Annotated in this window: 28 protein-coding genes and 1 tRNA gene; 16 read left to right on the forward strand and 13 right to left on the reverse strand. The window is 41.7% G+C overall.

Going from position 1 to position 24,948, the window contains the following annotated elements; translation table 11 throughout:
• Nucleotides 1-61: 61 nt before the first annotated feature.
• Nucleotides 62-1,927 carry a CocE/NonD family hydrolase gene (locus CRJ00_RS10625; RefSeq protein WP_099366952.1) on the reverse strand — a complete coding sequence of 622 codons (1,866 nt, stop codon included), beginning with the start codon at nt 1,925-1,927 and terminating at the stop codon, nt 62-64.
• Between the two features lie 84 nt (nt 1,928-2,011).
• On the opposite strand from CRJ00_RS10625, the gene CRJ00_RS10630 reads away from it, so the two are divergent.
• The 5 genes from CRJ00_RS10630 to CRJ00_RS10650 all read left to right on the forward strand — a co-directional run bounded on the left by CRJ00_RS10630 (nt 2,012) and on the right by CRJ00_RS10650 (nt 4,867).
• Nucleotides 2,012-2,509 (forward strand): DinB family protein, encoded by a 498-nt coding sequence (locus CRJ00_RS10630; RefSeq protein WP_099366853.1) that lies wholly within the window; start codon nt 2,012-2,014, stop codon nt 2,507-2,509.
• A gap of 154 nt (nt 2,510-2,663) precedes the next feature.
• Nucleotides 2,664-3,179 (forward strand): RNA polymerase sigma factor, encoded by a 516-nt coding sequence (locus tag CRJ00_RS10635; RefSeq protein WP_099366854.1) that lies wholly within the window; start codon nt 2,664-2,666, stop codon nt 3,177-3,179.
• Entirely contained in the window at nt 3,145-3,849 is a 705-nt protein-coding gene (locus CRJ00_RS10640) for a hypothetical protein (protein WP_099366855.1), read from the forward strand. The genes CRJ00_RS10635 and CRJ00_RS10640 overlap by 35 nt, the downstream gene beginning before the upstream one ends.
• Nucleotides 3,850-3,856: 7 nt before the next feature.
• The gene (locus CRJ00_RS10645) at nt 3,857-4,333 is read left to right on the forward strand and encodes a DUF4252 domain-containing protein (protein ID WP_257213752.1); all 477 of its coding nucleotides are present in this window, start codon (nt 3,857-3,859) and stop codon (nt 4,331-4,333) included.
• Nucleotides 4,334-4,348: 15 nt separating this feature from the next.
• Entirely contained in the window at nt 4,349-4,867 is a 519-nt protein-coding gene (locus CRJ00_RS10650) for a DUF4252 domain-containing protein (protein WP_099366856.1), read from the forward strand.
• Between the two features lie 80 nt (nt 4,868-4,947).
• Here CRJ00_RS10650 and sucD read toward each other — a convergent pair whose 3' ends face one another.
• Nucleotides 4,948-5,820 (reverse strand): succinate--CoA ligase subunit alpha, encoded by an 873-nt coding sequence (sucD, locus tag CRJ00_RS10655; protein ID WP_099366857.1) that lies wholly within the window; start codon nt 5,818-5,820, stop codon nt 4,948-4,950.
• A 73-nt stretch (nt 5,821-5,893) separates the two neighbouring features.
• Nucleotides 5,894-6,433, reverse strand: a complete 540-nt coding sequence (locus tag CRJ00_RS10660; RefSeq protein WP_099366858.1) for an RNA methyltransferase — start codon at nt 6,431-6,433, stop codon at nt 5,894-5,896.
• A 116-nt stretch (nt 6,434-6,549) separates the two neighbouring features.
• Here CRJ00_RS10660 and rpsT point away from each other — a divergent pair, with 116 nt between their 5' ends.
• A complete protein-coding gene (gene rpsT, locus CRJ00_RS10665) occupies nt 6,550-6,804 on the forward strand; it encodes a 30S ribosomal protein S20 (RefSeq protein ID WP_099366859.1) in 255 nt (84 codons plus the stop codon).
• A 63-nt stretch (nt 6,805-6,867) separates the two neighbouring features.
• On the opposite strand, the gene CRJ00_RS10670 is transcribed toward rpsT, so the two are convergent.
• Nucleotides 6,868-7,722: a 3-keto-disaccharide hydrolase gene (locus CRJ00_RS10670; RefSeq protein ID WP_099366860.1), complete on the reverse strand. Its 855-nt coding sequence runs from the start codon at nt 7,720-7,722 to the stop codon at nt 6,868-6,870.
• A gap of 10 nt (nt 7,723-7,732) precedes the next feature.
• The gene (locus tag CRJ00_RS10675; protein ID WP_099366861.1) at nt 7,733-8,545 is read right to left on the reverse strand and encodes an AraC family transcriptional regulator; all 813 of its coding nucleotides are present in this window, start codon (nt 8,543-8,545) and stop codon (nt 7,733-7,735) included.
• A 225-nt stretch (nt 8,546-8,770) separates the two neighbouring features.
• Between CRJ00_RS10675 and CRJ00_RS10680 the strand changes: the two genes are divergently transcribed.
• On the forward strand, nt 8,771-10,258 hold the full coding sequence (locus tag CRJ00_RS10680) for a succinate CoA transferase (protein WP_099366954.1): 1,488 nt from the start codon (nt 8,771-8,773) through the stop codon (nt 10,256-10,258).
• 172 nt (nt 10,259-10,430) lie between these two features.
• Here the strand turns inward: CRJ00_RS10680 and CRJ00_RS10685 are convergent, their stop codons facing one another.
• From CRJ00_RS10685 to CRJ00_RS10705, 5 genes are all read right to left on the reverse strand, one after another.
• The gene (locus CRJ00_RS10685; RefSeq protein WP_099366862.1) at nt 10,431-11,006 is read right to left on the reverse strand and encodes a hypothetical protein; all 576 of its coding nucleotides are present in this window, start codon (nt 11,004-11,006) and stop codon (nt 10,431-10,433) included.
• A 76-nt stretch (nt 11,007-11,082) separates the two neighbouring features.
• Nucleotides 11,083-12,042 (reverse strand): glycerophosphodiester phosphodiesterase family protein, encoded by a 960-nt coding sequence (locus CRJ00_RS10690; RefSeq protein ID WP_099366863.1) that lies wholly within the window; start codon nt 12,040-12,042, stop codon nt 11,083-11,085.
• Nucleotides 12,039-12,557, reverse strand: coding sequence for a shikimate kinase (locus tag CRJ00_RS10695; protein WP_099366864.1), 519 nt, complete (start codon nt 12,555-12,557; stop codon nt 12,039-12,041). Before CRJ00_RS10695 ends, CRJ00_RS10690 begins: the two co-directional genes overlap by 4 nt.
• A complete protein-coding gene (locus CRJ00_RS10700; RefSeq protein ID WP_099366865.1) occupies nt 12,557-13,762 on the reverse strand; it encodes a BT_3928 family protein in 1,206 nt (401 codons plus the stop codon). Before CRJ00_RS10700 ends, CRJ00_RS10695 begins: the two co-directional genes overlap by 1 nt.
• A gap of 9 nt (nt 13,763-13,771) precedes the next feature.
• Nucleotides 13,772-14,311: a DUF1599 domain-containing protein gene (locus CRJ00_RS10705; protein ID WP_099366866.1), complete on the reverse strand. Its 540-nt coding sequence runs from the start codon at nt 14,309-14,311 to the stop codon at nt 13,772-13,774.
• A gap of 85 nt (nt 14,312-14,396) precedes the next feature.
• Between CRJ00_RS10705 and CRJ00_RS10710 the strand changes: the two genes are divergently transcribed.
• From CRJ00_RS10710 to cysM, 4 genes are read left to right on the forward strand one after another with little or no spacing between them, the layout of a single operon-like run.
• A complete protein-coding gene (locus tag CRJ00_RS10710) occupies nt 14,397-15,176 on the forward strand; it encodes a HipA family kinase (protein WP_180268476.1) in 780 nt (259 codons plus the stop codon).
• Nucleotides 15,166-15,552, forward strand: coding sequence for a DUF3037 domain-containing protein (locus CRJ00_RS10715; protein ID WP_099366868.1), 387 nt, complete (start codon nt 15,166-15,168; stop codon nt 15,550-15,552). The genes CRJ00_RS10710 and CRJ00_RS10715 overlap by 11 nt, the downstream gene beginning before the upstream one ends.
• A gap of 14 nt (nt 15,553-15,566) precedes the next feature.
• On the forward strand, nt 15,567-16,376 hold the full coding sequence (locus CRJ00_RS10720) for a serine O-acetyltransferase (protein WP_099366869.1): 810 nt from the start codon (nt 15,567-15,569) through the stop codon (nt 16,374-16,376).
• A 17-nt stretch (nt 16,377-16,393) separates the two neighbouring features.
• Entirely contained in the window at nt 16,394-17,266 is an 873-nt protein-coding gene (gene cysM, locus CRJ00_RS10725) for a cysteine synthase CysM (RefSeq protein WP_099366870.1), read from the forward strand.
• Nucleotides 17,267-17,441: 175 nt separating this feature from the next.
• On the opposite strand, the gene CRJ00_RS10730 is transcribed toward cysM, so the two are convergent.
• The gene (locus CRJ00_RS10730; protein WP_099366871.1) at nt 17,442-18,155 is read right to left on the reverse strand and encodes a hypothetical protein; all 714 of its coding nucleotides are present in this window, start codon (nt 18,153-18,155) and stop codon (nt 17,442-17,444) included.
• A gap of 114 nt (nt 18,156-18,269) precedes the next feature.
• Here CRJ00_RS10730 and CRJ00_RS10735 point away from each other — a divergent pair, with 114 nt between their 5' ends.
• Nucleotides 18,270-19,763, forward strand: a complete 1,494-nt coding sequence (locus CRJ00_RS10735) for a DUF3943 domain-containing protein (protein WP_257213753.1) — start codon at nt 18,270-18,272, stop codon at nt 19,761-19,763.
• A gap of 289 nt (nt 19,764-20,052) precedes the next feature.
• Here CRJ00_RS10735 and CRJ00_RS10740 read toward each other — a convergent pair whose 3' ends face one another.
• Both CRJ00_RS10740 and CRJ00_RS10745 read right to left on the reverse strand, forming a co-directional pair.
• Nucleotides 20,053-21,390: a trigger factor gene (locus tag CRJ00_RS10740; RefSeq protein ID WP_099366872.1), complete on the reverse strand. Its 1,338-nt coding sequence runs from the start codon at nt 21,388-21,390 to the stop codon at nt 20,053-20,055.
• Between the two features lie 69 nt (nt 21,391-21,459).
• A tRNA-Leu gene (locus CRJ00_RS10745) sits at nt 21,460-21,541 on the reverse strand.
• A gap of 190 nt (nt 21,542-21,731) precedes the next feature.
• On the opposite strand from CRJ00_RS10745, the gene CRJ00_RS10750 reads away from it, so the two are divergent.
• The 4 genes from CRJ00_RS10750 to creD all read left to right on the forward strand — a co-directional run bounded on the left by CRJ00_RS10750 (nt 21,732) and on the right by creD (nt 24,814).
• Nucleotides 21,732-22,352, forward strand: a complete 621-nt coding sequence (locus CRJ00_RS10750; RefSeq protein WP_099366873.1) for a hypothetical protein — start codon at nt 21,732-21,734, stop codon at nt 22,350-22,352.
• Complete coding sequence (locus tag CRJ00_RS10755; protein WP_099366874.1) at nt 22,349-22,651, forward strand: winged helix-turn-helix domain-containing protein; 303 nt, start codon at nt 22,349-22,351, stop codon at nt 22,649-22,651. Before CRJ00_RS10750 ends, CRJ00_RS10755 begins: the two co-directional genes overlap by 4 nt.
• Before the next feature lie 80 nt (nt 22,652-22,731).
• Nucleotides 22,732-23,202 carry a hypothetical protein gene (locus CRJ00_RS10760; protein WP_180268478.1) on the forward strand — a complete coding sequence of 157 codons (471 nt, stop codon included), beginning with the start codon at nt 22,732-22,734 and terminating at the stop codon, nt 23,200-23,202.
• Between the two features lie 100 nt (nt 23,203-23,302).
• Nucleotides 23,303-24,814, forward strand: a complete 1,512-nt coding sequence (creD, locus tag CRJ00_RS10765) for a cell envelope integrity protein CreD (protein WP_099366876.1) — start codon at nt 23,303-23,305, stop codon at nt 24,812-24,814.
• Nucleotides 24,815-24,948: the final 134 nt, after the last annotated feature.

Below are 24,948 nucleotides of genomic sequence, written 5' to 3' on the forward strand. Positions count from 1 at the left end.
GTTGTTTTTAATCATTAGTAGGTATTCGGCATGATTTGTTACAAAAATATATATCTAAAAATTATTTCAATACCGAGAAGTTGATTTTGCTCGGATGTTCCGGATCTACATACAGCCTGTGGGTATTTTTAATGTAATCACTGGCCTTTGCCTGATAGATATCCATAAACTGATTCGGATTCCGATCCGCTAATGGAAACCAGGTATGTTGAATCTGAACCATGATTTTATGGCCTTTTTTAAAGGTATGGGCTACATCTGGTAAATTGACTTTTACATTCGTGATCTCATTCGGCGTGAATGGTTCTGGTTTACTGAAACTGTTCCTGAACTTCCCACGAAGGATCTCCCCACGGACCAACATCTGGTAGTTGGGCATCACGATATCTTTGCTCACCGGTGAAGTGGCCGTACTGGTATCCGGATAAACATCAATAACCTTTACAATAAAATCAGCATCGGTTCCTGTCATGGAAACATGAAGATCAGCGATGATGGAACCCGCCATGGTCAGGTCATTTTCCAGAACCTCCGTTTCAAAGACCAATACATCCGGCCGGTTCGATACAAAGCGTTGATCGGCAACCATGTATTCCCGAGTTCTATTGCTGATGATGCCTTCCTGAAAAGGAACCGGTTTATTCGGGTCAGATTGGTATTCTATAAAGGGATGGCTCTTTGCAGGTTGCTTAGGACTTAATTTCCCATCCGCCTGTAAGAATAAACTGGAGGTTGTGGTGTTCTGGCTTGGCCAAGTATCAAAGGTTTTCCATTCATTGGAACCAGTGAAGAATACATTTGCCTCGGCAGCCTTAAAATCTCCCTTCCCCTTTAAGTAAAACTCAAAGAAAGGCAATTCAAATGTTTTTTGATAATGTGTACTGGTTTCTTCGCCAAACCGAATATCCCCAAAAGAATCTCCTTTTGATCGAACCCAGCCTCCATGGAACCAAGGTCCCATTACCAGAATGGAACTATTGTTCTTATTCCTCTTCTCGATCTGTTTATAAGTTTCAAAAGCGCCATAGGTATCCTCCGCATCGAAAGTTCCGCCAACGACCATAACCGCTGGTTTTACATCGTTTAAATGCTGGGTAATGGTCCTGGCCATCCAAAACGTATCCAAGGTGGAATGTTTCGCGAGGTTATCCCAAAATTTTACGGTATGGCTGAGGTATTTGTTCTTTAATCCTGAAAGCGTTGGGTTATCCATAAAGAATTTCGAATAATCCTTTGATGCCAATTCAAAACCTTTGGGACCTTCCTTATCGGTGATCGGTTTTGGTCTTGGGGCATCAAAGACGTGCATGAATCGGAAAGCATCCATCAGAAATAAAGCTCCGCCATGATGGAAATCATCCCCGATAAACCAATCGGTTACCGGTGCCTGCGGCGAAACGGCTTTCAAAGAAGGGTGAGATCCGATCAGTCCTGCTGTTGCATAAAAACCAGGATAGGAGATTCCGTACATGCCCACCTTTCCATTATTGTTCTTCAGGTTTTTCACCAACCAATCGATCGTATCATAGGTGTCTGTACTTTCGTCGATCTGATGCTTATTCTCCTTGGTCCTTGTCGGGCGGATATCTTCAAAAGTACCCTCGCTCATCCATTTTCCACGAACATCCTGATACACGAAAATATAGCCAGCCTTCATCATGTCAGGAAAATTTCCCAGGCTATTCTTATAACTGTCCTTCCCATAAGGAGCTACGGTGTATGGGGTTCTATTTAAAAGGATGGGATATTTTTGGGATTGATCCTTCGGAACATAGATCGCGGTGAACAATTTGACGCCATCCCGCATCGTAATATATTGTTCAATTTTGTCATAATGTGTTTTTACGTAATCGGCATCGGTGGATTGTGCCCGGATTTGTAGCCCGAAGAAAGAAATCAGGATACAAAAGATCAGTAATCTTTTCATTTGCTTAGGTGTTTTAAAGAACAACAAGATAGGAATTTTCAAGGGATTTTGGTTAAATTCGTAAGAAACAAAAACAGCATAATCATGAGCATTAAACAAGGCTTTTTAATTGAGATGGAACATGAAACCAATAATACCAAAAGGTTATTGGAGCGTGTATCGGATGAGCATTTATCCTACAAACCACAGGATAAATCAATGTCCTTAGGCGACTTATTGGGGCATATCGTAGAACTGCACAGCTGGGTAGCTGCGGGCCTAACCAAGGACAGCTTTAACTTAATGACGGATTATAGACCGTTCAAACCTACTTCTGTAGCAGAGATCAAAGAAAGATTGGAAGCAGATTATCAAAAGAACGTAGAAACCGTAAATGCTTTTGATGATGAGGAATGGTCAAAAAAATGGAAGCTGCATGTAGGTGATCATGTTATCTCGGAGGTTCCTAAGATCGGTGCTTTCAGGTTCATCATCCATAACCACCTGATCCACCATCGCGGACAGGCGACCGTTTATTTACGATTATTGGATATCCCAGTTCCTGGATTGTACGGTCCTTCGGCGGATGAACATAAAAAATAAGGCTAACCGCTGATAGAAAGCCAGAAATTTAACATTTCTGGCTTTTTTAATATATTGACTATTAGATTTTTATAATATATTTTACTTTTTTTTCATTTTGGATGTAATAGATCGGACCTGTTGCCTGTCTTGTTAGTAAATAAGCGATAAAACAATGAACCAAGAAACCTTTAAACATACGGTATTTGTCCATAAGGATAAGCTCTACCGCTTTGCGAATAGGTTTTTGGAACATCAGGAAGATGCTTTTGATCTGGTGCAGGAGGTGATGATGAAACTGTGGGAAATGAGGCAGCAATTATCGGGACTGCATTCCATTGAGGGCTATGCGATGAACATGGTCAGGAATATGGCCTACAATAAGATCGAAAGGTTGGGAAGGCAGGCGAAATACCTTGGACAATTGCAGGATGAGGTGCAGGTGGAAAAGTATCCGTCGCTAACGCAGGAATTGGTGCTCAAATACATCGATAGCCTTCCAGAAAAGCAACGATTGGTGATGTACCTGAGGGATATTGAAGAATATGAGATTTCGGATATCGCTGATTTGACAAACCTGGAAGAGAATGCTGTTCGAGTAAACCTTTCCAGAGCAAGAAATACCGTTAAGGAACGATTAACAAAAGTTTTTGATTATGAGAAACGAAGAATTGGATCGATTAAAGGCTAAGTACTGGGCCGGGGAAACCAGCCTGCAAGAGGAACGCCGATTGAAGGAATTGGAGGGGGAGAAGTATTTCCAATCGCTAAAGAATTCTCCAGAAACCATGGATTGGAACTTCGAAGATTTCTCGGAAAAGCTGGAGGAATCAGCAGATCAACCGGAAGAGTTCGCGGAAAAAAACAGGGAAACGGATAGACCAATAATAAAAAAACTTTTTCCTTTATTGGCTGTTGCTGCCAGTTTATTGATCGCCTTTTTTGTGGTGAACCGATTCCAAGATCAGGAACAAGAAAATAGGGATAGGATTGCACAGGTGCCAACTACTGAAAAGGAAACAGTTCAACCCTTGGAAAGGGAAACAGTTCAGCCTATCGATAGTGAGCAGGTTCAACAAGTAGAAAAAGAAAGCACAATGCTATCTTCTCCAAAAGGAACAACCAAAGGCACCGATACCAGATTGGCAAACAAGGTAAAACAAATTGCCAAACCCAAAACACAAGCAGCTATCGAAGAAAAACCAGAAGAGGAAATGTATGTGGAGGTAAATGGTGTTCGGATCTATGACGAGGAAAAAGCCTTAGCCGTTACCGAAGCAGCCATTCAGTTAGCTACCACGAACCTGAAAGCTGGAATGAAAGGAATTGAAAAAGTAAAATACTTACATATTGAAATCTAAAATGAAAATGATGAAAACGTTAATGTTAGTGATGAGTCTCTTCTTGGCGACGATGGCTCAAGCCCAGATCTCTAAATTGGATAAGATCTTCGAGCAATATAAAGAACATAAGGGGGTTACATCCATCAAGATCGGCAAACCGATGTTCAAGATGTTGAACAAACTAAAGATCGATGACGCTGATGTGGAAGTGATCAAGCCCTTATTGGGAAAAATAAACTCCATTAAAATGTTGGTGCTGGAAGGGGAGAATAAAGGAATACAATCCGAAGTTTCCAATGCGATCAAGAACCTGAAATACGAAGAATTGATGGTGATCAATTCCGAAGGGAACCAGATCAAATTCCTGGCAGAAAATGTAGAAGGAGATTACCTGTCGAATCTATTGTTGAGCATTAACTCCGATGAGGATACCGTATTTATGATCTTGGATGGCTCCTTAAAATATGATGACCTGAATGCTTTAGTAAATACCGATAAATAATAAATCTAACTAACCATGAAACGTATAATAGGAATTTTAGTTGCCGCAGTTATTTTAATAGGAACACAGAGCTGTTTTGTAAAAAGGGGATCGAACATGGCTTTTGTCGATCGGTCGGATCTATCCAGGGATGCAGAAGTGGTGTCCATCAGTGTGCCAGGAATATTGATGAAAAGTTTTATCCGTGGGGAGATCAAGGAACTTAAAGAAGAAGATCCCATGTTGGCTCTCGCCTTGAAAAAGATCAAGAAGATTAAGTTCATGGCTGTAGAAGGAGGTCAGGATGGTGAACGGGTTTATAAGAATTTCAGCAAGTACCTGGCTCGGAATAATTATGAGGAAATGATGAGCATCCACAGTGATGGGGCAAGGATATCCATAAACACCTTGATGAAAGGGGATAAGATCAAGAAGATTTTATTGGGGATCAATGAAGATGGTGACCATGTCTTTGTAGACCTGAAAACCGATATCGACCTGAATGAATTGAACCAATTGGTTGAATACTACGAAACCAATAAAAAAGATATTTAAGGAAAATTTGTTTGTTGTTTAGTTTAATAAAAAAGTCCTTGCCGTAATAGCAAGGACTTTTCCATTTCTTATATGTTCGATTACTTCGCTAATTCTTCAGCGATAGCTTTTCCGATTTCAGCTGGAGATTCTACTACACGGATACCACACTCACGCATGATCGCCATTTTCGCAGCAGCAGTATCATCTGCACCACCAACGATTGCACCAGCGTGACCCATACGACGTCCCGGAGGCGCTGTTTGGCCAGCGATGAAACCAACTACTGGTTTAGTACCATTTTCTTTGATCCAACGAGCAGCTTCCGCTTCCATACCACCGCCGATCTCACCGATCATGATGATACCTTTTGTTTCTGGATCGTTCATCAATAATTCTACCGCTTCTTTGGTTGTTGTACCAATGATCGGGTCACCACCGATACCGATAGCTGTAGTAATTCCTAATCCTGCTTTTACCGTTTGATCTACCGCTTCGTAAGTCAATGTTCCTGATTTGGAAACAACACCTACAGAACCTTTTTTGAAGATAAATCCTGGCATGATACCGATCTTCGCTTCTTCAGCAGTGATGATACCTGGACAGTTAGGACCGATTAAACGGGAGTTTTTGTCGCTCAAGTAAGATTTTACTTGAATCATATCTTTCGTAGGGATACCCTCTGTGATACATACAATTAAAGCGATTCCTGCAGCAGCAGCTTCCATGATCGCATCAGCAGCGAATGCTGGTGGAACAAAAATAATAGAAACATTTGCGCCAGTAGCATCTACAGCATCTTGTACCGTGTTGAATACCGGACGGTCTAAGTGACTTTGTCCGCCTTTGCCTGGTGTAACACCACCAACTACGTTTGTACCATACTCAATCATCTGAGATGCATGATAAGTACCTTCGTTTCCGGTAAAACCTTGAACGATTACTTTGGAATCTTTATTAACTAATACACTCATTTTGTCTTATTTTTTGCAACGCAAATCTACTATTTTGATATGACTTCTAAAAATTGTATGGCTAGGTATTTTGTTATTTTTTGATAAACTTTAATTTATTGATGAAATCCCAAAGCACGATGCCGATTGTTACGGAGACATTGAAAGAATGTTTGGTGCCAAATTGGGGGATTTCAATCGTGCCATCAGCCTGTTGAATCACTTCTTCCTCTACACCATGCACTTCATTTCCAAATACTAAGGCATATTTCTGTTGATGATTGGGTTCAAAGGTTTCTAAAGAAATACTATTGTCGGTCTGTTCTACCGCATATACCTGAAATCCTTCGGCTTTTAGTTGATTGACGGCGTCAATGGTTTCTTTGTAATATTCCCAAATCACCGATTGGGTTGCGCCTAAAGCTGTTTTTTCGATCTCCCGATGGGGAGGTGTGCCGGTGATCCCACATAGCAGGATGCGGTCGATCGCCAAAGCGTCTGCTGTCCTGAACGCCGATCCCACATTATGCATGCTGCGTACATTGTCTAAAATGATAGCTATTGGGTTTTTTTCCTGCGATTTAAAGGTGTCTACATCAACTCGATTCAGCTGATCCATGGATAATTTGTGCATGTGCAAAGATAACAATTTCGAAAAATTAAAAATGATTTTGAATATTAGATTATGAATGTTATTTTTGCAGTCCGAATTTAGTATAAAAGATTAATAATATTATATAGCTAAGAGAAATGGCAAATCATAAATCTTCGATTAAAAGAATTAGAGCAAACGCTGCGAAGCGTCTAAGAAACCGTTACCAAGCAAAAACTACTCGTAACGCCATCAAAAAATTACGTTTAACAACTTCAGCTGAAGAAGCTAAAGCTTTATTACCTCGCGTGGTATCGATGCTTGACCGTTTAGCAAAGAAAAATGTTATTCACAAGAAAAAAGCTTCTAACAACAAATCTAAGTTAACCAAGTTCGTTAACAAGTTAGCATAAGTTTAGGCTTTTTCCTCAAAGATATTTAGGGATGCAAACAGCATCCCTTTTCTTGTTGCTATACTATTTCTCTAGTAGCGCATCCACTACCTGTTTCAATTTCGTCTGATCTGCTTTATAAGGGCTTAGATCATACAGTTCTACTTTACGGAAGTCTATTGGGTGGCTTTCACTCTGTAGATAGATGAATCCTTCCGACAATAATTTACCATCCGTTTTTTGTGCAGGATCGTAATTGATCACATTACTGCCTCCGATCTGCGGTTTGTTGTAGGAAAGAACCACCTGGTTATCGAGGATATGTTGGATAACAGAATCACCCAATACCAAAAACTCCGCCGTTACCCATTGATCGCCATGATAGGTTTTGGAAGTGGAGCTCAAACAGTGTGGGGTAAACAATTTATCTTTGATCACTACATTGGTTCCAGGCGTACATAGGTTGGAGTTCGTACGTTCATTTTTACCATCTCCGCCCAATAATTGGCCTTCAATGGAAATCGGGAAATCCTGATCTTTCAACATGGTCTTCGGATCTTGGCCATGCAACATCGCACCACTGTTTCGCCATGCCCATCCTTCACCTCCTTTTGTCTGATCACCTACAAAACGGTATTCCACTTTTAACAGGTAATAGCTGTAAGGCTTTTTGTAGGCAAGGTGACCATACTGTTGATTAAAGTCTGAATAACCATCGTACCTAACCTTTAATAAGCCATCTTCTACCCGGAAAGTGTTGGCGTAGTTTTCGCCTACTTCATGCAATTTGATCTTTGGCGTCCAATCTTTGATGTCTTTACCATTAAACAATTGGATCGGCTTAGGTGTCTTTACGCCATTGTTCGCCACTTGTGAGTTGGCCGAACAGGCGCATAAAGAGGCAATTGCAATTGCAGCAATAAATTTGTTAAATTTCATGGGGTTTAAGTTATAATAGTAAATTTCTATTTTTCACGTATTCACTCGGACGAACACCGATCACTTTGTTGAAGGTATTGCTGAAAGTGGGTAGGCTATTGTATCCAACCCGAAGCGCCACCTCATTCACACTTAATTTATCATCCAATAACAATTTTAGGGAGGTCAACATCCGTAGGATCGTGAAATACTGGATATACGACATGCTCAGTTCCTTTTGGAATAACCGGGCAAGTGTTCGTTCAGAAATATCAAAGTGTTCTGCTAAGGTCTTAAAACTGATGTTTTCGGCAATGTTCTGCTCCAGGTAAGCAATGATGTGTTTGAGCTTATCATTTTTGGGATAGGGCAGAGCCAATGGAAGTTCTGTTTGGGAAATTTCCGGAAGGATTAATTTGAAGGCCTTTGCAATGGAATATTTAGGTTCTTCATCCGGAAAGATATTTCCGTTCCATCGATTGGTGAACATGATCAGTTCGATCAGTAGATCATTCACTGGATAGATATTCACTTTATCAAAAAAGTCCGTGTCGGTATCAAAAGGTGGAAAGTAGAGATTCCGCATCACCACTTCCGGGTTACTCGGATGAATGCTGTGCCTTACATCAGCAGGAATCCAGATATAATGCCTGGCCGGCAAAAAATAAGATTTCTCTGGGGTCTTCAAAAATACGACACCACCTTCGGTGTATAAAAATTGACCTTTATGGTGCGAGTGTTCCACAACCATTCCTTCGCCCATTACGGCATGATGGCAATAGATACTGTTTTCATAGGTATCTATATCCGTCATATAATATTTGTCAAGGTATTCCTTTTGCATGCAGACTATGCTGTAAATGAACGATAAATTTCCTGTTTTTATTTGATAAAACCAAAATAGGAGTATATTTATGTGTTAAGCTAGCTATAAGGAGAATAAACACAGTAAGTAATCGGTTACTTTTTGTTTTGCCTCAAAAAGTAAGTGTCTAATTTTGATAATTTTTAATTTAAAATATTGATTAATATTGCCTCGCTCTTAGAAGGAGTGAATAATACCAAGCATATGATTGAAAGAATTCGTTTAGAGAAATTAAGAGATAAAGTCACCACAGCCGAGGAAGCTGTAAAATTAATTGAGAATGGTATGGTGGTTGGCTCAAGTGGATTCACCAAAGCCGGCGACAGTAAAGTAATTCTACCTGCTTTGGCAGAACGCGCTAAAACTGAGGATATCAAGATTACCCTGATGACCGGTGCTTCCTTAGGTCATGGAACCGATGGGAAATTGGCCGAAGCGGGAGCCTTGAAAAAACGCATGCCTTTCCAAGTGGATCCGGTATTAAGAAAGAAGATCAATTCCGGGGAAGTATTATTCATTGACCAGCATTTGAGTGAAAGTGCGGAACTATTGCATAATAAAAATCTTCCGGATGTGGATATCGCTGTGCTGGAAGTCGCTTTTATCGATCGGGATGGAAGTATAGTGCCGACCACCTCCGTGGGTAACTCGGTGACTTTTGCTGCTTTGGCAAAGAAGGTGATCTTGGAGATCAACACCTCTGTTCATGAAGATGTATATGGTATCCATGATATCTACCAAGCAGAAAATTATCCACATAGAAATGTGATTCCTATTGTGGCACCTTGGAATAAGATCGGAAGGAAGACGATTCCTTTGGATCCAGAGAAGGTAGCAGCAATTGTTTTTACCAATCAACACGATAGCCCGGCGGATATTGCGGAACCAGATGAGAAAACATCCAACATCGCCAAACACATCTTGGCATTCTTTGAAGAGGAAGTTCGATTAGGGCATTTGACCGATCGATTATTGCCTATCCAAGCTGGAATCGGAAAGGTGGCGAATGCGGTATTGACCGGTTTCAAACACAGTAATTTTTACGATCTGACGATGTTTTCGGAAGTATTGCAAGATTCTACCTTTGACCTGATGGATGCTGGAATCCTTTCCTTTGCATCTGCATCATCGGTGACGGTGTCTGCGGCATGTTATGATCGGGTGTTCAATAATTTACAACGTTATAGGGATAAGTTTGTGATGCGTCCGCAGAATATTTCCAATACACCAGGATTGATCCGTCGTTTAGGGATCATTGCTATTAATACAGCGATTGAATTTGATATCTATGGAAACGTGAATTCGACCCATATTGGTGGTACGAAGATTATGAATGGTATTGGTGGATCCGGGGATTTTGCAAGAAATGCTTACCTGAGTATTTTCGTTACGCAGGCAGCGTCGAAAGAGAATAAGATTTCGCATATTTTGCCGATGGTTTCGCATACGGATCATACGGAACATGATGTGGATATTTTGGTGACTGATATAGGCTTGGCGGATCTAAGAGGATTGGCGCCTAGAGAAAGAGCACAGAAAATTATTGATAATTGTGTGCATGAGGATTATAAGGAGGAATTGCAGTCTTATTTCGATAGGGCATGTGAAAGGGGTGGACATACGCCACATTTGTTGGAGGAGGCCTTTAGTTGGCATATCCGTTTCAATGAAACGGGATCGATGAAGAAGTAAAGTATACGTCATTGCGAGGAAAATACGTCATTGCGAGGAGGTACGACAAAGCAATCTTTACACTAGTAGAAAGATTGCTTCGTTCCTCGCAATGACGCAAAACTCCTCGCAATGACGCAAAGTTCCTCGCTATGACGAGTTAAAAGATTGCTTCGTTCCTCGCAATGACGTTTTATCTCCTTCCAGGAAGATAAATCTGGAATCCCAAACCAAATCCAATACCACTGGCCTTATCGCCCGAATTAATATTCGCTTTGGAATAATTATATCCAAAAGTACCTTCCAATGCCACAGTCTGCGTAATAAAATGCGCATAACCCACATTTGCACCTACATTCAATCCAACTCCGCTACCGGCAGAACTTCCAGCAATACCAATATCACCTTGTCCAAAGAAACGACCGGTCGCACTAGCACCTCCTGGGAAATAATAACGGATAAATGGTGAAATACCATATCCCCATTCATTATCCAAATCCTTAACAGCTTTTAAGTTTAGATTAGCCTGCGCACCAATGGCGATACCATCAGCAATAAAATATCCGGCTCTAGGCATCAAGGCAAAGTTGAACGTATTGGACTCAAAGGCATAACCAATATTACCAATCGAACCACCTACCATCCAATTGCCTTCTTTAATAGGCTTCATACCCACATCAGCAGAAGCTTGAGGGGTAGTGTTGATTTGTGCATTGGATATGCCGAACATACCTAATGCAACAGCAAGGGTAAGTAATGATTTTTTCATGATGTTATATGTTTTAATTTGTACTTATAAAACAAGCCATGAATCAAAATGTTTGGATTTTATCCTTGCCAGTAAATTACCAGTTAATATATGTAGAGGTTAAGCTTCTTTTTTTGATGTAGAAATCCAGGGCCTTCCAAGCTTCGAAAGGACGGTCGGTCGATAACACATCCGCACCTCTCTCCACCAATTCCGCATACCGTTGGTAACCCGATTTATCCGCAGCCCTATCCAAGTTGCCCATAGTGCCCAAAATCGATTTGATGCCGTGCTGACGGAGCAGGCTGTACAAGGCAGAATCAGGTTCAGTAGTTCCTACAAAAGCGATCAAACGGTTGTCCGGAATCCCCATATCGCTCAGTCGGGTAAGGTCATCCTGGTTCTTGATCGTGGCAGAGATCATCAAGTCTGGAGCCAATTTATTCACGGCCGAAGCCTGATTGGCCGAATAGGTAATGATGATGGAACTCGCTTCCGCTTTCGTCTCTCTGATCACCTCCAGCACTCGTTCATAGGGAACAGATTTTTTGATGTCCAAAGTGAATAATACCCTTCCATTTCCCCAAAGAAGTACATCCTTTAACATAGGAATCACATAGTCCGTCACCCGACCATCATTGTCCTTCAGTTTCAGCTCCTGCAATTGCGCAAAGGTTTTGTTAGACACTTTTCCTTTCCCGGTACTGGTTCTGTTCAACGTCTCATCATGCATCAGTACCAGTACAGAATCCTTGGTCATGGCGATATCGATCTCCATAATGGCGGGCATTTCACCTGCAACCTTTCCGATGGTGGTCAGGCAATTTTCAGGATAGCCATCATGAGGACCACCGCGATGGGCACTCACCAATGGAATGGAACCTTCCTCGTAAGTAAGAAATTCATACAGCTCATCCACCGTGTTTATATTGAACCAATTATGAACCTTAGGCGTTTCATCTGTCATTACAGGTCTTTCGCCACGAAAACAGCCCATCGTTAACCCGATAAACAAAACGGAAAATAGCCCCTTAAATATTAATTGCTTAGGATTCATTGGTGATCATAATTTTGTACCAAGGCTACCAGATCCTCCAACGAGGTATTGATCTGATCCACCTGTATATGTGCGCGGTTATAGAACGGTTCCCGTTCTTCCAATTTTTCTTCGATAAAATGTAAGAGGTCTTCCCCTTGAAGCCCCTTTAATGCCGGACGTTTATGGACATCCGATTTGCTCAGCCTACTCCATAAGGATTTTGGGCTGTGCTTCAGGTACAATACGGTACCATTATCCAACAGCCAGTCCATATTGTCGAAATAGCAGGGGGTTCCGCCTCCTGTCGAGATAATCCCTTCTCGGTTTTGGCTGGCATGCAGGGTTTCCTGTTCCAATAAACGAAACTGAGTCTCCCCATGAAGGCTGAAATATTCAGGAATGGACATCCCTATTTTTTCCACCAGTTCATGGTCTAGATCGATAAAGGGAACATCCAATGCTTTCGCCAATTTCTTTCCCCAAGTGGTCTTCCCACTGCCCATAAAACCAATAAGATAAACTGGTTTATTCATTATTCGGCTTTATCTAAATAGTTTTTGATGATCTCTTCCTTGCTCGGGAAATTGATGGACGACCATTTTTTAATCACCGTACCGTTCAGCATCAACATCACCCCAGGATTGGAGCGAACCATACTTTTCAATGGAACAGCATCCACATAGAAGGTCTCCAAAACAAGATCCATTTGATCGTTCAGGTAATTGACCTCATCGGTGGATGATGCCGTAGCCAAGATCGCGCGGATATTATAATCTTCCGAAAGATCCCGAATGGTATTATTGATCTTATCCAACGCTTTCAGGTCTATAGGAGACATTTTAGAAACGTTCGTACTGGTAACTATAAAATTGTAATAAGGATTGTTGATGATCTCTTCCGTCAGGTCATTGCCATCCATATCCGAGATGATCAAGTCTGGAATTTTTACCTCATACCCTTTTTTGATCAAGGTAGTTTTTGGATCCCCAACGATTTCCCAGTTTTTATCCTCCCACATTTTCTGAGCAATATAATCCTTATCGTTTACCTTTTTGGTTTCATTGGTTGTCTTGTTTTTCATCTCATAGATATGCTCATACACATCCGGTTCTGCACCTTCAGGAATCTTCATCTGCTCTGGGATGTTATTCCCTTCTTTGTAAGGAAGAAAATCCACAAACGGCAAATAGTACAAGGTAAAAATCCCTATTCCAAAAGAAACGATGATGATGAAAAGCGTCAATAGGTTCCTCGTAAATAAACTTTTTATCGTGGGTTTGATCTGCCCTCTATAAATAAAGATGATGATAATCAGGGCCAAAAGCACCAGGTCTTTATAAAAAGATTGCCACGGCGTTAATGGAATCGCATCACCAAAACAGCCACAGGATTTTACAGCACCGGAATAGGCGGAATAAAAAGTCAGGAACGTGAAGAAAATAATCAGTAGGAGCAATCCCCAAGCCACCTTCCGTCCAGCTACACCGATCAATAACAGACCACCCAGGATGATTTCCAGTGCACATAGGAAAATAGCGATCCAGGAACTGTAATCATTGAGGAAACTCATGTTGAACACATGGAAATATTCCTGCAATTTATACCCGAAACCCATCGGGTCATTGGCCTTGATCAAGCCGGAGAAAATAAACAATAAACCCACAATGATGCGGGAAATCCATAACAGGATATTTGGTTTTGCAGGTTTGCTCTGCGTGTAGGGCTGTGTAAAAGTCATTTGAAATCGTTATTTGGCCAATCCGAGTTTGATTAAAGCGAATACGGCGTAGTTTAACATATCTTGATAATTGGCTGCCAAGCCTTCCGAAACAAGGGTCTGTCCATTGTTGTCTTCGATCTGTTTGACACGTTGTAATTTCATCAGAATCAGGTCGGTCAAGGACGAAACCCGCATATCACGCCAAGCTTCTCCATAATCATGGTTCTTCGCCAGCATCAGGTCCCTGGTTTCCGTCACTTTCTCTTGGTACTTGCGGGCAACTTCCTCCACCGGAAGTTCCATCGGGTCTTCATCGGTCAGTTCCAGCTGCATCAAGGCGATAAGACAATAATTCACGATCCCGATGTATTCATCGATGATCCCTTCCCCAACTTTGGAAACTTTTTTCACCTCCAAGGTACGGATGCGTTGGGCTTTGATAAAGATCTGATCGGTGATGGAAGAAGGACGCATGATACGCCAGGCAGTACCATAATCCTTGGTTTTTTTTAAAAATAATTCCTGACAGTGATGGATAATATGATTGTATTCCGTTGTGGTGTTCATAAAAAAATATTGATAGCTCAATTTCACAAATATAGTTAGAATATACTAAATCCCTTACCTTTGGGATATGAAACATCCGCTTAATATGAAAAAACCAGAGATACGGGAGGTCAATATCATCCGATACATTCAGCCTTTTAGAGAAGGTGGATCCTTGCCGGGGTTGGTGGATGCCGATGATGGATTCAGTTATGTGATCAAGTTTCGTGGCGCGGGACAGGGTAAGAAGGCCTTAGTGGCCGAATTTATCGGAGGCGAATTGGCGAGGTTCCTGGGTCTTCGCGTGCCTGAAATGGTGTATGCCTGTTTGGATGAAGGCTTTGGAAGAACGGAGCCAGATGAAGAGATCCAGGACCTTTTGAAATTTTCGGTAGGAAAGAATCTTGGCGTGAGCTTCCTGAATGGCGCCATTACCTTTGATGCCAATGCGGATCAGATCAGTGCCGAAGAAGCTTCCAAGATAGTCTGGTTGGATGCCTTATTAATGAACGTAGACCGTACAGTCAAGAATACCAACATGCTGGTCTGGCATCAGGAGCTATGGCTGATAGACCATGGGGCTGCCCTGTATTTCCATCACAGCTGGGATAACTGGGAAGATCATATCGAAAAACCTTTTGTACAGATCAAGGATCATGTACTTCTCCATTTTGCTTCGGAGGTGGATCAGGTGGATGCAACCTATACATCACTTTTTACCAGAGGAAATATACAACCTATTTTGGATGCCATTCCTGATGAATGGTTGATCGACGAGGTTCGCGGACTGTCCGCTGATGATGTTCGAGAGGTCTATGTGGAGTTTTTAACCCGGAGAGCAGCGGCTTCCGCTGTCTTCGTAAACCAGATCCAGCATGCAAGATAGGACCTTATATGAATATGCCGTGGTACGTTTGGTACCTCGGGTAGAACGTGAAGAGTTCGTCAATATCGGTGTGCTGTTGTACTGTCGAAAACAGAAATATGCCGAATTGTTGTTCCATATCGATGAAGAACGATGTAGGCTATTGCACAAAGAAATAGATTTTGAACAGATCTATTCCCATCTAAAAAGTATACAGCATATCTGTAAAGGAAATAAGGAGGGGGGAGCCTTGGCGATGTTGGATCAGACGGAAAGATTCCGCTGGATCACGGCTAAACGCAGTACCCTCATCCAATGTTCTGCTGTGCATCCCGGTTTTTGTCTCGATGCCGCAGAAACCCATCAGGAACTGATGGAAAAACTTGTTTACCCCTAAACCCAATTTTTTTTATGCAAGAATTTTACCAACATATCTTTCAAAAACAGCAAGCTGTTCAGGATATGCCAAGTAACAAAAGAATAGGCCAATGGGCCATTGCACTGCTGCATCTGTTGTTCCCCGAACGTAGTTCCAGCAACTTTTCGGCCGTAAAAGATGTAGAAGAAGCATTCAAGCAGTCTGAACTCGATCTTTATGAACTCCTGTTGAAGACCAAGGCTTGTGGAACCTGCGATATCAAAAGGATTTCCCAAGAGTTTTTTGAGCAATTGCCGCATGTGTATGAAACTATGCTGACCGATGCACAATCGATCATGGATGGAGATCCGGCCGCCAAAAGCCTGAATGAGGTAATCCGTACGTATCCCGGTTTTTTTGCTATTGCGATCTACCGTTTGGCACATGAACTCCATAAACAGGAGATCCCTTTGATCCCAAGAATCCTGACGGAACATGCCCATTCCAAAACAGGGATTGATATCCATCCTGGGGCTAAAATAGATGAGTACCTGCATATCGATCATGGAACGGGAATCGTTATTGGGGAGACCACGGTTATTGGTAAGCACGTCAAATTATATCAAGGGGTTACCCTTGGTGCCTTGAGTGTAGAGAAGAATCTAGCCAATACACAAAGGCATCCGATCATTGAAGATCATGTGATCATCTATGCAGGAACGACCATTCTAGGCGGCGAGACCGTAGTTGGCCATCATTCGGTCATCGGTGGTAATGTATGGCTCACAGCAAGTATTGATCCCTATACCACGGTATATCATCAGGCAAATTCAAAATTTATAGACAGTAAACCCATCAAATAATACTAAACGTAAATAGCATGGCAGGAATAATAGAGACGATAGGAAATACGCCATTAGTGGAGATCACGAGATTTCATGACAACCCAAAAGTAAAGATCTTTGCTAAACTGGAAGGGAATAATCCCGGTGGATCGGTAAAGGATCGGGCGGCATTGAACATGATCCGTTCTGGCCTGGAGCGGGGAACCATTACAAAGGATAGTAAATTGATCGAGGCAACCAGTGGAAATACCGGTATTGCCTTAGCGATGATCGCAAGTATGTATGGACTGGAGATGGAACTGGTGATGCCTTCGACATCGACCAGGGAAAGAACCTTGACCATGGAAGCATTTGGTGCGAATGTGACTTTGTTGGAGACCATGGAGATCTGTAGGGATTATGCAGAGGAAAAGGCGGCAACAGGTGAATATGTGATTTTGAACCAGTTCGCTAATCCGGATAATTATGAAGCGCATATTAAGACAACTGGGCCGGAGATCTGGCGGGATACCAATGGGGGGATTACCCATTTTGTGAGTGCAATGGGAACAACAGGGACTATTATGGGTTGTTCGATGTTTTTGAAAGAGAAGAATCCGGAGGTGCAGATTGTGGGTTGTCAGCCTACGGAAGAGGCTAGTATTCCTGGGATCAGGCGTTGGCCAGAGGCTTATCTGCCGAAGATTTTTGACGCGAGTAGGGTGGATAGGGTGATTGATATTTCGCAGGAGGATGCTACGCAGAAGGCCAGGGAACTGGCAAGGAAAGAAGGGGTATTTGCGGGCATGAGCTCCGGTGGAGCTTTTCATGCTGCATTGAAGGTAGCGAATGAGATCGAGGAAGGGGTTATTGTTTTTATTGTTTGTGATAGAGGGGATAGGTATTTGAGCTCGGATTTGTTCGGGTAAAAACGTCATTGCGAGGCTTACGTCATTGCGAGGAACGAAGCAATCTTTCAACCCATGTCATCCTGAGCGAAGTCGAAGGATCTACATTTGATACCCGTACAGATCCTTCGACGCTGCTCAGGATGACACGACTCGAAAGATTGCTTCCTCGTGCCTCCTCGCAATGACGAAAAATCTACCTCCTCAATTCTATCCCATACTGCGTCTTATCCCTACTCCAAACCTCAAAAATCGGATCCCCTTTCGAACTCAGCCCACTATGGTTCCATTTACTTCCTTCCACTTTCCCATCAAAACCCAACTTCGCGCCAACCCTTGAATTATCCCTGGAAAAAAACAAAATCTCCTCCGTATACTTCCCATCCTTAAACACATACTTTCCACCACCAGTACCATAAAAACCCTTCTCCGCTGGATTAATCGCTATCCATTGAAAATACCCATCCACCAAGATCTTGATCGTCTTCCTATCCCCAACCGGAATTTCCGAAACCTTATCGCCCTGCTTCCTACCAGTAATCCGCCATAATCCATCCAGGTCCTGTTTCCCTAAATTCATCCTATCCATCTTCACCGATCCCATTTCCAAAAACTTTGGCTTCCATACGGCATTTGTCTTTTTAACCGTCCCAATCTCCTCCGGTTTCAGGTCATTATATTCCACCTTCACTTCAATCCCATCTGCTTTCATGGTAAATGGACCACCCCAAGTACCCAAATACTTATTATCCTCGTAAGTGATATACGAACAATAGCCATCACTCAAAAGCCAAAGGTGATTAACATTTCCATCCTTCCGATGGAACGCCCCATTCATTTGTATCTCTCCCTGTGCAAAAGCTGTCACAGCGAACAACAGGGTCATCAATAGTACATAGATTCTTTTCATAACGCTTTGTTTTTGATTATCAACTAAATATAATTAAAACCACTAAAACCGCAAACAGTTTTAGCTTCGTTTAAATGGTAAAGTAATTTTGGTTTCCAAAAGTAAAGCCTAATTTTGTCGGCATATAATTCAATTCCCTTGCAGACAAAGAATTTCATCTACCTCGTAATAAGCTTTCTTTTCCTTTCTATTGGTCAGGCTAAAGCACAATTAGATTCCATCCGATCCGATTCCCTTCAGCAACAGCTTAATAAAGATTCCTTAACGTTCGATCTTCAACCGATCGTCAATTGGAAAGACAGCATAAAAACACCCCTGAACCCCGTTCGGGAAAAGAAATTCTGGCGAGCAGGTACGGAATGGTTCCTGGCACAGGCGTTTCCAGCTTCCTTCAACCGTTTCATTACCAAAGATCCTTATTCCTATATCAGTTTTCAGAATTTCCTGGATCATCAACGCTTAAGTGCCTGGGACTGGGATGATAACCAGTTCACCACCAATCAGATCGATCATCCCTTTCATGGGCAGATCTACTTCAATGCCTTTCGGAGCAACGGCTATAACTTTTACCAATCCAGCCTGGCCACTGTTGCGGGTTCCTACATCTGGGAAACGGCAGGGGAGACCCAACATCCCTCCATCAACGACCTGGTGAATACCACCTTTGGTGGGATTCTCCTCGGGGAAATGATGCATCGGGTATCCAGAAACATCCTGGCAAGAAGTAGGAATGGGCATAATCGTATAGGCAATGAAATCGTGGCGACCTTGGTCAACCCGGTCAGCGGTTTGAACAGGTGGTTGGATGGTAAATGGGGAAAGAAGGTGGATGATTATTTCGTGGTGGATTCTTCCATCATTTCTGCCGAAGTCGATGCCGGGATCCGTCGTTTTGATGCCAAAGACGGGGATTTCCTGAACAAGGGCAAGAATGCTTTTTATGGCAGGCTACGGTTTAAATACAGCAACGGGGATCATAATTACAAAAGACCATTTGACCAGTTCAGCGTAAACCTGGAGTTGGGAAATGGGGATAGTTCCTTTATCAATGCCGTGAATGTTCATGCCTTATTGTACGGTGCCAAATTTTTCAAATCCCAACGTGGAAACCATTATGGTACTTTGAACGCGCATTATGATTTTTATAATAACGATGCCTTTTTCTATGGGGCGCAAAGTCTGAACTACAATTGGCTATCGGAATTCCGATACAAGAAAGGTAATCGGTTGAATCTGAGTGTGGGGGCAGGGGCAGTGGTGCTGGCTGCAGTGCCGGATCCTTACCTGCTTTATGGTGCAAGCCGGAACTACAATTACGGTCCGGGGGCTTCTTATCGTTTCAAGGGCGAACTGATGCTGTTGAACACCTTTCTGCTGAGTGCAGATTATAACGGTGGGGTATTCTTCACCATCTCGGGAACAGACTCATATTACGTGCTCCATGGCTTGAATGTGGAAGGCAGCCTACGCTTGTATAAACGCTGGTCCATCAACCTAAGTTCGGGTTATTTTAACCTTCAGGGACATTTCCGGGATCAGCAGTATCCCGATTTCAACAGGGAATATCCTTACGGCAAGCTTTCCATCGGCTATAATATTTTCTTTTAGAAGACAGGTTACCTTCGGTGTAAAACCATACTGAAACTAATGTAAAAGTATGTAAAATGTATGCTTTATATACTTTTGTTATACTATAACCTTGCTTTAAGCCTACTTTAACCCCGATTCCTACCCAAAATCAAACCTATTTTGAAGCAGTAGGTTAGAAGCCACCTGGAGAAAATGGATAATATATGTTCTCGAAAGAAAACAATCTTGCTAAATAAAAATACAAAAAAAGAGCTGTACCAAATGAATGATACAGCCCTTTTTCTATTTTATAACTAATTCGTAAAGCTTATTTGCTTTCTAATGCTTCGAATTTATCGAAATCAATCTTTTTAGATTTGATTTTGATGGTGTTTTTCAACTGATCGAACACTTTCAATGCTTTTACCTCTTCGAACAAACGGTTTGCCTGTTCTCTGTCTGCTAATAATTGCATAGCAAATTGTTGCAATTGCTCATCAGTAGGCTCTTCATTGATGTTGTACATCTTGATCTGTGCATAGATACGTTCTTTTGCTAAATCAACCACTTCGTCGTATTTCACTTCTAGGTTGTTTGCTGTAACGATGCGGTTCTCAATGATCGTCCATTTCAAGTTGCTCAAGAAATCAGCGAATCCTTCTTCGATTTCTTCTGGTTTCAAGTTAGGGTTAGTAGCTTGTAACCATTTTTTCAAGAACTCCTCAGGGAATTTAGCATCAACTTTCTCCATTCCGAACGTATATAGATCGTTGCGAAGACGTTGTGCCGAGTTTTGTTTGAATAGGTTTTCTACCTCTTCTTTAACTTTCTCGTTGAATTGCTTTTCGGTGGTTACTTCACCAGCAGGGAACAATTTATCGAAGAACTCTTGGTTCAGATCAGACTCTTCCAAACGGTTGATGTTCTTAACGGTCAACTCGAATTTTGTTTCATCCAAGTTTTCTGCCTCATCTTCGGTAACACCTAAGATACGTGCTAAATCAGCTACTTTGAACGCTTTCTTCACATCGATCTTTACGCTGTCATCTTTTTTCAAACCAACCAATGATTTTTTGATTTTAGCATCTTCGATGATGTCCGTACGTACAGAAGTTGTTTTTTCGATACCATCTTCTTTATCTTGTTTCAAGGTAGCGTATAATACGTCACCTTCTTCAGATACTTCAGGATTGGTCATTTTACCGTAGCTACGACGTAGGTTTTTAATACGTTCTGTTAAAGTAGCTTCGTCTGCTTTGATATCGTATTCAGTGAATTCAGTTTCTGCGGAGAATGGAGTTTCAAATTCTGGAGCTAAACCAATTTCGTATTTGAAATTGAACGTATCCTTGAAATCCCAATTGTAAGAAGCATCTTTATCCTCATCTGTAGGAAGAGGTTGACCAAGAACTTCTAATTTTTGTTCGCCAATATACTCAGCAATTTTATCGTTGATGATTTTATTGATTTCGTCGAACAAAATTGATTTACCATACATACGTCTGATGTGACCAGTAGGTACCATTCCTGGGCGGAATCCAGGTAATTTAGCCTTTTTTGCTTGATCCTTGATTGCTTTATCAACTTGCGGGTTGTAATCCTCAGGAGCTATTTCCACTTGGATGTTAGCGTTGATGTCATCAATTTTCTGATGTGAAATATTCATATTCGTTCTTTAGCTTTTCGCAATTTAAAAAAAAATCCTCCTGATGGTTATTTTCAGGAGGATATCAAGTGCGGAAGAAGGGACTCGAACCCCCACGCCTTGCGGCGCCAGATCCTAAGTCTGGTGCGGCTACCAATTACGCCACTTCCGCAGTTAGGATTTTATTGAGCCACAAAGATAGAAACCTATCCAATATATGTCAAGTCTTTTTTTGCCTTTTTTCAACTATTTACTGTAAGTGGTTGTTTGTGAGCACGAAAATTTATATTCCTGAAAAAATATGAAAATAATATTTGAAAGATTCGATTATATTACTTTACTTTGAAACACAAAGTACTTTTATGAACCAGCAAGATTTAATAAAAGAAATAGGTCAGATCCGTTCGATGATGGAAAAATCATCGAAGTTCATGTCCATCAGTGGGCTCTCCGGCGTGTTGATCGGTTGTATCGCTTTACTAGGGGCAACCTTGGCCTACTTTACGGTTTATGGCACGATCTCCCAATTTGGATATCGCGATAATTATGTCCTGGAGGAGGATGTATTGTGGAAACTGATCTTGATTGCATTTGGCGTACTCTTACTTTCCATTATCCTAGGACTGAGCATGGCGAAGGCAAAGGCAAAGAAAGCGGGACAGACCATTTGGAACCCGACGAGCAAGGCGCTTTTGAAAGCTATGGCGATCCCCTTGATAGCTGGAGGCTTATTTACCTTGATCTTGATCAGTAAAGGCGTATTTTCTTTGGTCGCTTCTAGTTTGTTGATTTTTTATGGACTATCTTTGGCCGCGGCATCCGTTTTTACCTTTAGGGAGGTGCGTGTACTGGGGATCCTGGAAATCATTTTAGGGCTATTGGCGCTGGCATTTCCGGGTTATGGTATCTGGTTCTGGTCTTTGGGATTTGGTGTGTTGCACATCATCTATGGATTGATCGTTCATAAGAAATACGAAAAGTGAGTTTAGATTTAACGCTATATGATAAGGTTTTAGAAAATAGGATTAGGCTTCAGATTATGAGTATTCTGATGGCCAACGATTCCTATGATTTTAACTCCTTGAAAGAATTGCTTGATGTGACAGATGGGAATCTGGCTTCGAATCTGAAGAGTCTGGAGAAGGAGGCCTATATTACGGTGACCAAAACTTTTGTTGACCGTAAGCCGAATACTCGTTATAGTAAGACAGATAAAGGAGCGAAAGCCTTTGAAAATCACTTGATGGCCTTGGAGAATTTGATAAAACAACAGTATAAATAATTTTTTTTGTAGAACAACTTTGAAATACAAAGTACTTTTTAAAATATTAAAATAAAATGAGAGGACTTCGCTTAAAATTTATGCTTTGGCTGTACACGCATTCATCGAGGATTTATGCCCAGATCTTTAAAGCCAATAAAACGCCATGGGGGATTAAGAAAGAAGAGTTTTTGAATTATCCTGAGGGTTCTATTGGGTATCAATTGGGAGTATTCTATCAGGAGAAGGGATTTGATGTGATGCCTACCTTGGAGAACCATGATGTTTTTCATGTACTGACCGGTACAGGAACAGATATTCAGGATGAGATTGCCATGCAATATTTATTGTTCGGGAATGGAAAGGTGAGTTTGTATCTGTTGGGGATGCTGTTTGTGGGAACATTTGTTTTCCCGGAGCATTTTAGGTATTACAGAGAATCGTATCAGAAGGGCAAGTTTTATGGAAGGTTCTATGATGTGGAGTTTAAGGAGATGCTGCATTTTAATTTGATAGGATACAGGTCCGTCATTGCGAGGAGGTACGAGGAAGCAATCTTTCGATTAGGGTGAAGATTGCTTCGTTCCTCGCAATGACGCGGAAAATAAAAAAACAAACAACTAATAAAAAAACAAACAACTAATAAAACACAATAACTAATAAAATAAACGCATGGAAAGTTCAAATATCAACCCAGAAAACAGGCCAACACCAACGCCTGCGCTATTTGATCGAATTACGCAATCCGTAATTCTCAAAATATTCATCATCTTTTTTCTTACCCTCATCATGCTCATCCCTTTAAATATGATCAATGAATTGATCCAGGAAAGAAAAGGGCGGGAAGCAGTGGTTTCCCAGGAGATTGCCATGAAATGGGGGCAGGAACAGGTCATTTCGGGGCCTATCCTAGCTGTACCTTACGATATTACAAATGAAACAGTGGAAACAACATCAGACGGCACAAAAAGAACGGTTTACAATAACGTTACCAACTATGCCTTCTTAATGCCCAATCAGGTAAACATCCAAGCACAGGTAGAACCCGAATCCAGAAAAAGAGGGATCTATGAAACCGTTGTCTATACCACCCAAGTAAAGGTCAATGGCGACTTTGCGGGCTTTGATCTGACCACCTTAAAAATCGATCCCAATTTGTTGAAATGGAAAGAAACAAAATTATTGGTCGGAATCGAAGATTTTAAAGGCTTATCCAAAAATCCGGTAATGACCTGGGGGAATGAATCCAAGGAAATGTTCAAGAACAACCTGGATCTAAAATTGTTCAATGGCAATCTTCAGATAGATCTTCCCTTGGAGAATGCGGAGGCTGCCAAACAAAAATTCAGTTTCCAATTGGATCTTCGAGGATCAAAATCCTTGAATTTCCTGCCGCTTGCCAAACAGACACAGATCAAAGCAGCTGGTAAATGGGCAAATCCAAGTTTCAACGGCAGTTACCTTCCCAATGAAAGGGAGGTGAAAGACAGTTTCACGGCTAGTTGGGATATCCCGGCATTCAACCGGAAATTACCTGCACAATGGCTGGGAGAACCCTTTACCATCTACCATTTTTCAGGTTTGGACCTCAATACGGAAGATCATTCAGCCGCCTATCCACCGGGATCCTACATGGCCGAATCGGCAGTTGTTGCAGCCGCAGAAGCTGCCCATGCAGCAGGTTCAAACCTGGAGATTTCAAGTGATCTGGATATGGTACAGATCAATTTCCTACCATCGGTAAACAATTATAAAAAGACCGATCGGGTGGCTAAATATGGTGTTTTGGTGATCGCATTGACTTTTGTTTCCTTGGTTTTCATGGAAGTGATCAAGAAACAGCGGGTGCATCTTATCCAATATATCCTGATCGGATTTGCCATGGTGCTTTTCTATGGTTTATTATTGGCCATTTCCGAACACTTAGGATTTAATATAGCCTATTTAATAGCTTCCTTGGCGACCTTGTTGCTGATTGCAAGCTTTATCAAAGCTATTACCAAGAATACCAAATCAGCACTGCTGTTCGGGGTCATCCTGTCGATTTTCTACCTATTTATCTTTGTGCTTTTACAGCTGCAGGATTACTCGTTAATCGTTGGAACAGTAGGTATCTTCCTTATTTTGGCTGTTCTTATGCGTTTGTCAACCAAGATTGATTGGTACCAATTTGAAAGAAAATGATAAGATTAGGCAAAGAATCGATCAGGATGTACCTGAGCAGTATCTGGTGCTTATGGTTCAGCCATAGGCGTTGATTTAATGGTTAATATTTCGCTTTGCCTGCCAACTTTAGTAAATTGGCAGGCAAAATGAAA

Origin of the sequence: Sphingobacterium sp. 1.A.4 (assembly GCF_002734245.1) — a bacterium.
Lineage (GTDB): Bacteria > Bacteroidota > Bacteroidia > Sphingobacteriales > Sphingobacteriaceae > Sphingobacterium > Sphingobacterium tenebrionis.